Genomic DNA, 12,021 nt, shown 5'->3' with positions numbered 1-12,021 from the left:
TAACCTTCGATCGGTATACTGTGGGGATTCCTGTCTGCCTAGCTAAACCGCAACACCGTTAGGTGTGACTACGCACTCAACTAATCCAGTTAAGTTTTTACGTTGTCTAGTTTTACTCAATTTTAGACCGATGACGATCATAGCACACCCGGTACAAGACCCAGAAAAAAGAACACCGGGATTCAAATCGCTGGGAATCTGGGTGCGATCGGACGCAATGTTTTTAGTCTCCCAGAGTATTTATCTCAACAATTGACAAATATGACTAATGACACTTAATCCCGGTGACGCGAGCTCCTGTCTTCAGCCTGCCCGACGCTGCCGGCAATTTGGTGAACCTCGCAGATTTGCGAGGGCGGCGAGCTGTACTCTATTTTTACCCTCGGGATAATACCCCCGGCTGCACGAAAGAAGCTTGCGGCTTTCGCGACATTTACTCTGAATACCGGGCGCGCAATATTGCAGTGCTAGGTATCAGCACCGACGGGGCCGCGTCTCACGCCAAGTTTGCAGCTAAATATCAACTGCCTTTTCCGTTGCTGTGCGACTCAAAGGCCGAAGTCGCTACCACGGCTGTTACGGACTGAAAAAGTTTATGGGCAAAGAATTTATGGGAATTATTCGATCGACCTTCGCGATCGACCCAGATGGTAGGATTGAAAAGGTTTATTGCAAAATCAAACCAGAATCTCACGCAGCGGAGATTTTAGCAGACTTGCTAGAAATCTCGCCTGAATGACAAATGCAAAATTAAGACTCCAGAGCTGCGAGCTAGGAGGCCTCGAATTACTTTCTCCTAAACAAGCTTTTGAGTTTATGCGTCGATTGTGGCAAATTGGACAAACTGTGCTGGGGCTGATTTTTCGCCATCCCGTCACTGGTACTGCGGTGATTCCCATATTACCTGACGGGCGAATTGTGTTAATTCGCCGCCGCGACAACGGTCGCTGGGGACTGCCGGGAGGTATGGTTGACTGGGGAGAGGATGTTCCGACAACAGTGCGGCGGGAATTGGCGGAGGAAACAGGACTCGATTTAGTCAAAATCCTGCGCTTGGTGGGCGTTTATTCGGCTGCCGATAGAGACCCGCGCCTGCACTCAATTTGTATCGTGGTAGCTGCAGAAGTGGAAGGAAAGATGCAAATTCAGGATACGCTGGAAATCAGTGAGGTTGAGGCTTTTTCGCCGGGATCGCTGCCGGAGAACCTGCTGAGCCACGATAACGACAAGCACTTGCAGGACTATTTTCAAGGCCTGACAACTTTGGCTTAAACTAGGCCGTCCAAATTTGAGTAAAGTCGGGAATTACTTCGCCGGAGCGTCGATTGAGGAATTAAAGAATTAACTCGTCGCGATCGATCTGGGTTCTTGAAAAAAAGTCTAAAATTGCGTGAGCGAAGCTTGCAGAAGAGGATCGCCCCGCGACGAGTGTCAGAAAACAAGTATCCGTTTTTGGTCGGAGTCAACATTTGCCTGTGATGAGTGTGGAATTAATTTTTAATGTAGGACTTACGCATGGCGGGCCCGTGAAACCTGGTTTTTCACCGCTCTTAAAGACTAAGAGCCAATATTTGGGAAAAAAACCCGATTTTTGCCATCAAGGTGCATTCCTACTTGAATTCAAAATCTCTGAACATTAAATTAATAATCTTTTTATAGCTAAATTTTTAACCGGATGTACTTACAGCTACGCAATTCTCGGGTCAAACTTTCTTTAGGGCAAATCTTCTGGCACGAAGTCGGTCAAGGCCCTAATTTAGTATTATTACACGGTTCTTGGCAGGACAGCAGTCAGTGGCTGGGGACGATCGAACATTTGAGCCCCTACTACCAATGTTTCGCACCGGATTTGCTGGGGTTTGGCGATTCCGAACGGCCGAACGTTCATTATTCGATCGACCTAGAAGTAGAATGTCTCGCGCAATACCTCGACACTTTGAACCTGCAACAGGTTTATTTAGTCGGTCATTCTTTGGGCGGCTGGGTGGCGGCCAGCTATGCGATCAAATATCCCGATCGAGTTCAGGGTTTAGTGTTGTTGGCCCCTGAAGGGGTAAAGGTTGGCCACCGGCGGGCGCGGTGGCAGAATGCTCGCTGGCTGATCGGTAAACCTCCCTTAGCTTACTGGTTGTTGCGATCGATCTATCCCATTGCTAAGTTGTTGGGCCGCAAAAAAAAGATTGACAGATTGCTAAACTTCAGACAGCAATTGGTGCAGTCCCCAGTTGCAGTGCAGTTGCTGTTGGGGCGGCGGCGGGCTGAAACTACAGCGGAGTTAGTTGATGATAATTTACCATTTTTGAAAGTGCCTGTTTTGTTGTTGCACGGTTCTGAAGATAGCGTCACAGCTTTATCTCTGTGTCAATGTTATGCCGCTCTAGTTCCTAATGCCGAACTGCAATCTATCACTGGGGGAGAAAGCAATTTACCACAGGAAGCCCCGGATATTGTTGCTAAGTATATTCGCGAATTTGCTAAGTGAATTAGTCAGTAGTCAGTAGTCAGTAGTCAGTAGTCAGTAGTCAGTAGTCAGTGGGAATTGTGGACTGTTGACTAACAACTAACAACCAATAACTAACAACTAATAACTAACAACTAATAACTAACAACTAACAACCAATAACTAACAACTAACAACTAACAACCAATAACTAATAACTACTGCCAACTGCCAACTGCCAACTGCCAACTGCCAACTGCCAACTGCCAACTGACTAATAACTAATTCCCCAAAAAATGGCTTCTGGCGCGTCAATTATGCAGGAAGCCGTCTCGGGAAAGGCCGCGGTGAGGTATTGCAATAACAAAGTTCGATCGCCCCCGGTGAGTGCAATTTTGCTATTGGGAAACAACCTCTGCCAATCTTCAATAAAATCCCTAACTCCTGCCAGCGTCGCATACACCACTCCGCTGTGAATGGCCCCAGCAGTATTTTTTGCCCAGCGGTGTGGCAGATTTTCTGGTAAGCTAACTGAGGGCAATGCAGCGGTTTGTTTCCCTAGCGACGACAATTGCAAACCCAAACCGGGCAAGATAGCGCCCCCAACTAAATACCTATTGACATCTGCCCCAGTAAATGTTAGAGCTGTACCAGCGTCTATAACTAAAATTGGCCAACCCAATTGGTTGCCAGCACCCAGTAAAGCCAAAGCTCTGTCAATTCCTAGAGTAGGATAGAGTCCCCCGATCGGCAACTGGTCTAAAGTAATAATTCGGACATTAGGATAACTCTGCCAGATTGCTGTTTGCTGGGGAACTACTGATGCCAAAACCAGAGGTGGCGCGATGAAAGAAAGTGCGTGAGAATTAGAAACGGCGGGAGTATCATGAATAAAAGGGAGATTTATATCTGATATTTGCCCGATCGAACTCATGACTGTTTTTACCAAATATTCGGCTTTTTCTGTCTCACAGAGCCTGGAAACAGCATCAGCTTTCAGATGCTCTGTATTCCATGTTTTTTCTAGGGTTTTCCCAGCAAATAATCCCCAGTGGAGTCGCGAATTGCCGATCGCCAAAGCTATTTTAACCTCGTCTTTACCTGTGAATTGAGGTGTCAGGTTGCTTGTACCAACTAGCGGGCGAAAATTATCGACAATTGAGTTTTTCATGTTTATCGAGCGCGATCGCCAACATTGAACTAAAGATAGATTTTAGATTAATTTGATTCGATTAATCTAGCAAGTAAGTCTAATTTACCTGCAAAAAACAGGTATCGCGCCCCCGACAATTGTTGTGGATGCTTCCAAAGTTTTAGAATTTTGTTCCTGCTAACCGATCTGTGAAGTAAATCTCAAAGCGAAAAATGGAAAATCTCAAATCGACCGATAGCTAAGGAATTTCAATGGCGCGCGCTTAATTTGTATTTTCGGCTACATAACCCACATTCTGCACCTTCCACTGTCACAGAGTACAATTACTCAGAGCAATCGATTTTTAAAGTGATAAATTATGCCTCTAAAAAAACTTTTTTCCGTCTATAGCGGTTTTCAAAAAAGTGAGGTATACCCTATACCCACAGAGGTTTATGCCCTATCCTGGATAGTACCTCTTATGAGAGATTGAAAGGCTATATATACGATAATAAAGTATAATCTAGAGCTTAATTATTCAATAAAAGTAAGTAAAAACCGATTGTGACAGTTGAGGGTGCAGAATGTGGACAGAACGCTTAATTTATATTTATAAATATTTGTAAAGCAAATAATTGCAAGGGTCGGGGTGCATCCTTTATAATGTTTTAATATCTTCCAACATTCCTAGTAGTGGCGATCGCGCTCTTGGCAGGGTAAGCAAATCTGTAAAGAACCAGGATCTATCGAAATACAGTACAACGGCAGAGTAAATATGTCTCTAAAAATACAACAACAAGAAAACCATTGCACGATCTTCACTTCGCAATTGCCGGAAGCTGAAAATTGGAGGCAGGAAGAAGGTCTTTTGCAGCCGCAAATAGACGAACAAAAAGCCCTAATTGTGCAGATGCAGCAGCAAGTTCAGCTATCAAACCTGCTCAACCAAATTAATAACGAAATTCGCAGCACACTTGACATAGAAGAAATTTTGACATCTGCCTGCCGATTGCTGGGGCAGGTGCTGCAGTCGAGCCGCGCGAGTATTTTAGTCAAAGAATCAAGTACAGGAAATATTTTAGTCACGCGGGGAGAGTACAACGCGGGGGATTATCCGATCCAACTGGGCATGAAAGTACCGATTGCTGACAACCCGCACTTGGAAGAAGTTATATCTCAGCAGGAGTCGCTAGCAGTGACGAAGTTTCTTGATTTTCCGGGGTTGAACCCAGAAACCAAAAAAATTGCCGAAGCTTTGGAAATTAAGTCAATGCTGGCAGTAGCTACTCGCTATCAAGGTGAAGTCAATGGCATAATTGGCTTGCATCAGTGCGATCGCGAACGGGAATGGACAGATTGGGAAAGGCAACTTGTAGAAGGGGTAGCTTCCCAATTGGCGATCGCGCTCAATCAAGCCAAACTCTACAGAAAAACGCGCCGCCAAGCCGAACAAGAATCGCTGCTGCGGCTGATCGGCAACCAAATTCGCAGTACCTTGGATCTGGGAACTATCCTGCAAACAGCGGTGAGAGAAGTGCGCCAACTGTTGCAGTGCGATCGAGTAATTATCTACCAGTTTGAAGATAACTGGCAGGGCAAAGTTGTCGTTGAAGACATGACAGTTCCTTGGCCTTCAATTTTAGGAGATATGGGGGCAGATAAGTGTTTCAGAGGAGATTACGCCACTCTTTACCAGCAAGGGCGAGTCAAAGCAATTAATGATATTTTTAATTCGGGTTTAGAGCCTTGTCACGTTGATTTTTTAGACCGCTTGCAGGTAAAAGCTAATCTGATCGTACCGATTATTACATCTAGAAGCGAAGAAACTTCACAGTCTCCAGCCGAAATTTCTAATTTAAAACCCGGTAGGCTGTGGGGTTTGCTGATCGCTCACGAGTGCCGGGATACTCGCAACTGGCAGCGACAAGAAATGGAGTTGCTGTCGCAGCTAGCCGACCAAATGGCGATCGCGATTCAGCAAGCAGGACTTTACAGCCAAGTCCGAGAAGCAGCAGTCAAATCTCAAGCTCAAACCCAGCAACTGCAAGCAGCGCTGCAAGAATTGCGATCGGCACAGCAGCAATTAATTCAAACCGAAAAAATGTCGGGTTTGGGGCAAATGGTAGCGGGAATTGCTCACGAAATCAACAACGCCAACAATTTTATCCACGCAAATTTGTTTCATGCTAAAGAATATTTTAAAATCTTAAACGAAGCTATTGAATTCTGCGGAAAAGCCTGCCCGGAAGCCGCGGAAGCACTTGTCAAAATTAATGAAGAACTAGAACTAGATTATGTTCGAGAAGACTTTGGCAAACTGCTCAATTCCATGCGAGAAGGCAGCGGTAGGATTCGCTCTATCGTGACAACGCTACGAAGTTTTTCTCGATTAGACGAGGCGGAATTTAAAGCGGTGGATTTGCATGAAGGTTTGGACAGCAGTTTATTGATGCTGCAAAATAAGCTAAAAACAAATATTAAAATTGACAAAGAATACGGAAGTTTGCCACGAGTTAACTGTCATGCAGGCCAAATAAATCAAGTATTTTATAATTTGATTGACAATGCTTTAGATGCGATCGACTCTGCAGACAAACCGGGGGAATTAACAATCCGCAGTTGGCAAAGCGAGCCGGACTGGGTAGCAATTTCTGTCCGCGATACCGGAAATGGTATTCCTGCGGAAATTCAGGATAAGATTTTTGACCCATTTTTTACTACTAAACCTGTCGGGAAAGGTACTGGTTTGGGACTTTCTGTGTGCTATCAAGTAATTGTGCAAGCCCACGGCGGCCGGATTCGGTGCGTCAGTGAGGTTGGCGGAGGAACTGAGTTGATTGTTGAATTGCCGTTGACCAATTAGAGGGCATAAAATCGGTCATATTTTGTCCTCCGAGAACTCCTAGCATCAAATTGGTATTATCTGACTGTTTGTACGTAACAACACTTCAGGGAGTTTCAGAGCGCCCGCAGGAGGGCGAAAAACCAGGTTTCTACGAGTTTTTCGTTGAGAAATGAGAAATATATGAAGAAACCCCGTTTCTCAAGTAGCGGGTGGGTTCAGTTTATTTGAAAGGTCGATCGGCAAAATTATCATTTTGTCAATACCTAATTTGTAGATTTTTTACAAAATTCCCGCGAAACGAAGCTATCCCGTAGACGATCGCCCCATCCATACATTAATAACTTTCAAGTTACTTAACACCTTCATAAGAAATTTTATGAAGATTTACAAAAGAAACGTGTCAGAATGGAAACAATAAGGTAATGGATAACAGACAAGGAGGCACAGTATGGTAGCCCTGACTGAACGAGTCCAACGCAGATTGACAGTGGAAAAAGTCGAAATTGCCCCTGATACAACGGCAATTCGATGCCTTGACTGGGATAGAGACCGCTTTGACATTGAATTCGGACTCCAAAACGGTACAACTTACAACTCATTCATCATTCGCGGCGAAAAAACCGCCCTCGTCGATACCTCCCACGAGAAGTTTCGCCAGCAATATATGGAGACTCTGGCGGGGGAAATTGACCCGAAACAAATTGATTATCTAATTATCAGTCACACCGAACCCGACCACAGCGGTTTAGTTAAAGATGTGTTGGCTTTGGCACCCCAAGCAATTGTCGTGGGGGCGAAAGTAGCAATTCAATTTTTAGAAAATCTCGTACACCAGCCTTTTGAGCGGCTTGTAGTCAAAAATGGCGATAAATTAGATTTAGGAAACGGCCACGTTATCGAATTTGTATCTGCGCCGAACCTGCACTGGCCTGATACTATTTTCAGCTACGACAGCAAAACTCAAGTGATCTTTACCTGCGATGCTTTCGGGATGCACTATTGTTCCGACAGTACCTACGATGACGATTTGGCAGCGGTTGAGGAAGATTATCACTTTTATTATGAGTGTTTGATGGCTCCCAATGCTCGATCGGTACTCAGCGCCATGAAGCGGATGGCAGAATTGGGAGAAATCGGTACGGTGGCGACCGGTCACGGGCCGCTGCTCAGGTACAATGTAGTTGAACTTACTGGACGTTACAAAAAGTGGAGCCAAGCCCAAGCTAAGGCAGAAACCACGGTAGCGGTATTTTACACTTCTGACTACGGATTTAGCGATCGACTCAGCCAGGCGATCGCCCACGGAATCACCAAAACCGGTGTCGCCGTAGAAATGATGGACTTGAAAATCGCCGACTTGCAAGAAGTCCGCGAACTTGTAGGTACTGCTGCGGGAATCGTAATTTGTTCGCCGCCTAGTAATGGCGCTGCTGCAGAAAATGCCGAAGCAGCTATCAACACAATTTTAGTTGCAGCTAACAACAAACAATCCTTCGGTTTGTGCGAATCCGGCGGCGGCGATGACGCATCTATTTACCCGCTGCGAAACAAGTTCAAAGAATTGGGTTTGAAAGAAGCATTTCCCAACATTTTGATTAAAGAAGCGCCGACGGAAGCGATTTATCAACTTTGCGACGAAGCCGGCACCGACTTGGGACAATGGCTGACGCGGGACAAGGCTGTCAAACAGATGAAATCCCTCGATAGCGACTTGGATAAAGCTTTGGGACGGATCAGCGGCGGACTGTACATTATTACCGCTCAAAAAGGCGCGGTTAGCAGTGCGATGTTAGCTTCTTGGGTGACGCAAGCGAGTTTTAAACCGCTGGGTTTAACTATAGCAGTTGCGAAGGATCGGGCGATCGAATCGATGATGCACGCGGGCGATAAATTTGTGCTCAACGTGCTCGAAGAAGGCAACTATCAAACCTTGATGAGGCACTTTTTGAAGCGTTTTGCTCCTGGTGCCGATCGATTTGCCGGAGTTAAAACTCAACCAGCCAGCAACGGTTCTCCAATTTTGACAGATGCTTTGGCTTACATGGAATGCGAAGTAGTCAGCCGGATGGAACTTTCGGATCATCATATCGTATATGCTACGGTCGATAGCGGTCGCGTATCCAACCCCGAGGCACTGCCGGCAGTTCACCACCGCAAAGTCGGCAATCACTATTAGGAAGTGAGTTAACAGTTGACTGTTAACTGTTGACTGTTGACTGTTGACTGTTGACTGTTGACTGTTAACTGTTGTCAGGAGCAAGGGGGAAATTAAACGATATATCGATCGACTGTCTGAGTCAACACAGGCCAAACTTATTAGTAAGGTGCGTCAGCCGATGTTTTATTCGACTTCATCATCGACTATCTACTGACACACCCTACAATTAAAGTCTAGGACGCAACTGGCTAAGCCAAAACTCTCAACTTTGTGCTTGTGGCGCACCTTACCAGGTTCTCGGTGTTGGGTGCGCCCCAAGCAGCAAACCGGGCAAACCGTTGTCATTTAGACTCCATTTTAACTAGGGGAATTGCTAATGCCCGCCAATCTTTTAGAAGACAGAAACTACACAATTATTATTGCCAGAAGCGATGGCAGCCGAGACCCCCAACATCCTTTTTACGAAGAATGGGTAGAAGCACAGGCATCTCTGATCGACTTGGCAAAAAAATGTCAAGAATTTGACAGCGACGGCATTACCGTCTATGAAGCTTCTACTCCTATGTGGAAGTATAAAAAATCAAATGTTGCTCGGTTGGCTGAAATTTTGCAGCGACAAAATACGGAACCGGATGCAGCAAAACCGACTGCAATTAATTTGGCAGAACCTCTAACCACAGCTTTTAGCGATTATTTTCAGCTCAAAACAAAGGCTGCTGGTAAACAAGGAGCAATAATTGTTGTAGTGCTAGATGAAAAACCAGAAAATGGTGCTGCTATCGCCGAAATTCTTGTAAGTGCGGCTAATAAAATAGATAAAGATGAAGAAATTGGTGTGAGCTTTATCCAAATTGGGGACGATTTGAAAACCCAGAAATTTCTAATTGATCTGGATACCAATTTACAGGTTCAAGGTGCAAAATTTGATATTGTAGATGCCAAATTTTGGCACGAAATTAAAAGAAGTTCTGTTGTTCAGTTTCTCATAGGTGCAATAAATGACTAACGCTCTAGTTTCCCGAACCGCATCTGATGCCAAACCGCGCGACGTGCAGTTTGTCCCAATTGCGGCAGATACGGTAACAGTACGATCGCGCACTTGGGATAGACTAAAATTTGAAGTAGAATATTCCCTGCAAAAGGGGACGACAGCAAACAGCTATATCATTCAAGCCGACAAAACAGCTTTGTTTGACCCGCCGGGGGAATCTTTCACCCAAAATTATCTGGATTCTTTGCAGCAACGGGTGGACTTGACAAAGCTAGATTATGTGATTTTGGGGCATTTCAACGCTAACAGAGCTGTCACAATTACAGCTTTGTTAGAATTGGCTCCGCAACTAGCTTTTGTTTGTACGAATCCAGCGGCGATTGGTTTGCGAGGCGCTTTTCCCGAACAAGAATTAAACATTATGATTGTGCGGGGAGAAGAAACTCTCGATTTAGGAAAAGGTCACAAATTAAAATTCATCGCGACTCCGACTCCCCGCTGGCCTGACGAACTTTGCACCTACGATCCGCAAACTCGAATTGTGTTCACGGACAAATTTTTTGGGGCTCACGTTTGCGGCGACCAAGTATTCGATGAAGGGTGGAGCGTATATAGCGAAGACCGACGCTATTATTACGATTCTCTGCACGCATCTCAGGCTAAACAAGTGCTGACGGCAATGGATAAATTAGCCGATTTACCAACAGCATTTTATGCTCCAGGCCACGGCCCAATCGTCCGTTACGGCCTCCACGAACTGAGCAATTTGTATCGGGAATGGAGCCAGCAACAAAATTCAAAAGACTTGACAGTTGCTCTACTTTATGCTTCGGCTTACGGAAATACTGCTACTTTGGCGCAGGCGATCGCGAAAGGCATTACGAAAGCAGGCGTTGCTGTAGAAACGATCAACTGCGAATTTGCCGAACCGGGAGAAATTAAAGAGGCGATCGAGAAATGCGCGGGATTTATCATCGGAACTCCGACGCTAGCAGGACACGCGCCGACGCAAATTCAAACTGCTTTGGGAATTGTGCTCTCTACAGCGGCTAAAAGCAAATTAGCGGGGGTTTTCGGTTCCTTTGGCTGGAGTGGAGAGGCGATCGACTTAGTAGAAAACAAGCTGAAAGATGCTGGCTACCGCATTGGATTTGAGCCGATTAGAGCCAAATTTAAGCCGACGGCGGCGACGATTTACGAGTGCAAAGAGGCGGGAACAGATTTTGCTCAAGCTTTGGTGCGATCGCAAAAATTGCGGGCACCGAAACCACAGTTGACCGGTGGGAGCGATCGCACGGAACAAGCAGTGGGAAGATTAGTAGGTTCGCTGTGCGTAGTCTCGGCGAAGCGCGGAGATCTTACGAGTGCGATGCTGGCTTCGTGGGTATCGCAAGCCACGTTTAATCCCCCTGGCGTGACGATTTCGGTGGCTAAAGATCGATCGATTGAAGCTTTGATGTACGCCGGGGATAAATTTGTGCTCAATATCTTAGCAGAAGGGCGACAGTTGCGGAAGTATTTCATGAAAAACTTTGCTCCGGGAGAAGACAGATTTGCCGGAGTCGAAACCGTGGAAGCTAGCAACGGCTGTCCGGTTTTGACTGAAGCTTTAGCTTATCTCGAATGCGAAGTAATAAGTCGGATGGAATGCGGCGATCACTGGGTAGTTTATGCAGCGGTTGAAAACGGTCATTTGCTGAAAAATGACGGGGTGACAGCGGTACACTACCGGAAATCTGGGACTCATTATTAAGCTACGGCTAGGACACGGCACAGCGCCGTGTCCCTACAAATAGATCGAAGTTTTTACCTGGGTTAATCCGCGTCAATCTGCTGTTACCAAAAACCGATTTACTTGTCCTCAGCAGTCTTTTCCGGCCACAGATAAATAGCGCCAGAAATCAAAGTTAAAGCTACAGAAATCCAAAACGCAACTAAGGCCGGAACGTTCCACGCCTCGGATAGAGGAGCGATTAAAAGTGCGATCGCCACAATCTGACTCACCGTCTTCAACTTGCCCCAAATATTAGCTCCAGAAATCGTAGTTTTATTAACACGCCACCCCGCAATTGTCAACTCCCGCCCCAAAATTAAAAACACTGCCCAAGCCGGCACTTTACCCAACTCAATCAACACTAAAAGCGGCGCTAACACCAACAATTTATCCACCAAAGGATCGAGAAACTTTCCCAAATCGGTAATTTGATTCAGCTTCCTAGCCAAATAGCCGTCCAGCCAATCAGTAGCCGCAGCTACCACAAAAATTGCGGTGCAAATCCAGCGACTTTGGGCGCTTGGATCGTACAAACCGTAGAGCAGAAAAGGCACTCCCAGCAAGCGGGAAAAAGTAATCAAATTAGGTAAATTCATCATAGAAGTCATGGGGAATTGGGAATTGGGAATTGGGAATTGGGAATTGGGAATTGGGAATTGGGAATTGGGAATTGGGAATTGG

9 protein-coding genes and 1 pseudogene are annotated in these 12,021 nt (G+C 45.7%); 8 read left to right on the top strand and 2 right to left on the bottom strand.

Translation table 11 applies throughout. The annotated features are described in order from the left end of the window. The first annotated feature begins 130 nt into the window (after positions 1-130). From QUB13_RS04700 to QUB13_RS04680, 4 genes and pseudogenes are all read left to right on the top strand, one after another. On the top strand, positions 131-256 hold the full coding sequence (locus QUB13_RS04700) for a hypothetical protein (RefSeq protein WP_255515822.1): 126 nt from the start codon (positions 131-133) through the stop codon (positions 254-256). Between the two features lie 12 nt (positions 257-268). After that, positions 269-739: pseudogene (bcp, locus tag QUB13_RS30385) on the top strand (thioredoxin-dependent thiol peroxidase). Between the two features lie 77 nt (positions 740-816). Then, entirely contained in the window at positions 817-1,272 is a 456-nt protein-coding gene (locus QUB13_RS04685; protein WP_194010783.1) for an NUDIX domain-containing protein, read from the top strand. Between the two features lie 403 nt (positions 1,273-1,675). Next, positions 1,676-2,482: an alpha/beta fold hydrolase gene (locus tag QUB13_RS04680; RefSeq protein ID WP_333379395.1), complete on the top strand. Its 807-nt coding sequence runs from the start codon at positions 1,676-1,678 to the stop codon at positions 2,480-2,482. Between the two features lie 232 nt (positions 2,483-2,714). On the opposite strand, the gene QUB13_RS04675 is transcribed toward QUB13_RS04680, so the two are convergent. Beyond that, positions 2,715-3,611, bottom strand: a complete 897-nt coding sequence (locus QUB13_RS04675; RefSeq protein WP_333379393.1) for a pantothenate kinase — start codon at positions 3,609-3,611, stop codon at positions 2,715-2,717. Between the two features lie 736 nt (positions 3,612-4,347). On the opposite strand from QUB13_RS04675, the gene QUB13_RS04670 reads away from it, so the two are divergent. From QUB13_RS04670 to QUB13_RS04655, 4 genes are all read left to right on the top strand, one after another. Next, on the top strand, positions 4,348-6,435 hold the full coding sequence (locus tag QUB13_RS04670) for a GAF domain-containing sensor histidine kinase (protein ID WP_333379391.1): 2,088 nt from the start codon (positions 4,348-4,350) through the stop codon (positions 6,433-6,435). Between the two features lie 430 nt (positions 6,436-6,865). Continuing rightward, positions 6,866-8,593, top strand: coding sequence for a diflavin flavoprotein (locus QUB13_RS04665; protein ID WP_333379389.1), 1,728 nt, complete (start codon positions 6,866-6,868; stop codon positions 8,591-8,593). A gap of 358 nt (positions 8,594-8,951) precedes the next feature. Then, positions 8,952-9,581: a hypothetical protein gene (locus tag QUB13_RS04660; RefSeq protein WP_333379387.1), complete on the top strand. Its 630-nt coding sequence runs from the start codon at positions 8,952-8,954 to the stop codon at positions 9,579-9,581. Next, entirely contained in the window at positions 9,574-11,319 is a 1,746-nt protein-coding gene (locus tag QUB13_RS04655; protein ID WP_333379385.1) for a diflavin flavoprotein, read from the top strand. Before QUB13_RS04660 ends, QUB13_RS04655 begins: the two co-directional genes overlap by 8 nt. 98 nt (positions 11,320-11,417) lie before the next feature. Here QUB13_RS04655 and pgsA read toward each other — a convergent pair whose 3' ends face one another. Further along, positions 11,418-11,936: a CDP-diacylglycerol--glycerol-3-phosphate 3-phosphatidyltransferase gene (pgsA, locus tag QUB13_RS04650; protein ID WP_333379672.1), complete on the bottom strand. Its 519-nt coding sequence runs from the start codon at positions 11,934-11,936 to the stop codon at positions 11,418-11,420. Positions 11,937-12,021 lie beyond the last annotated feature (85 nt).

The sequence above is a fragment of the Microcoleus sp. B4-D4 genome, from assembly GCF_036705185.1.
Classification (GTDB): Bacteria; Cyanobacteriota; Cyanobacteriia; order Cyanobacteriales; family Microcoleaceae; genus Microcoleus.
This window is presented reverse-complemented; position numbering and strand designations above follow the sequence as displayed.

What these genes read in the sequence shown, in the direction of transcription:
- QUB13_RS04670 (WP_333379391.1), top strand. Translation starts at nt 4,348, where the DNA reads ATGTCTCTAAAAATACAACAACAAGAAAACCATTGCACGATCTTCACT.
- pgsA (WP_333379672.1), bottom strand. Translation starts at nt 11,936, where the DNA reads ATGAATTTACCTAATTTGATTACTTTTTCCCGCTTGCTGGGAGTGCCT.
- QUB13_RS04660 (WP_333379387.1), top strand. Translation starts at nt 8,952, where the DNA reads ATGCCCGCCAATCTTTTAGAAGACAGAAACTACACAATTATTATTGCC.
- QUB13_RS04675 (WP_333379393.1), bottom strand. Translation starts at nt 3,611, where the DNA reads ATGAAAAACTCAATTGTCGATAATTTTCGCCCGCTAGTTGGTACAAGC.
- QUB13_RS04680 (WP_333379395.1), top strand. Translation starts at nt 1,676, where the DNA reads ATGTACTTACAGCTACGCAATTCTCGGGTCAAACTTTCTTTAGGGCAA.
- QUB13_RS04685 (WP_194010783.1), top strand. Translation starts at nt 817, where the DNA reads ATGCGTCGATTGTGGCAAATTGGACAAACTGTGCTGGGGCTGATTTTT.
- QUB13_RS04665 (WP_333379389.1), top strand. Translation starts at nt 6,866, where the DNA reads ATGGTAGCCCTGACTGAACGAGTCCAACGCAGATTGACAGTGGAAAAA.
- QUB13_RS04655 (WP_333379385.1), top strand. Translation starts at nt 9,574, where the DNA reads ATGACTAACGCTCTAGTTTCCCGAACCGCATCTGATGCCAAACCGCGC.
- QUB13_RS04700 (WP_255515822.1), top strand. Translation starts at nt 131, where the DNA reads ATGACGATCATAGCACACCCGGTACAAGACCCAGAAAAAAGAACACCG.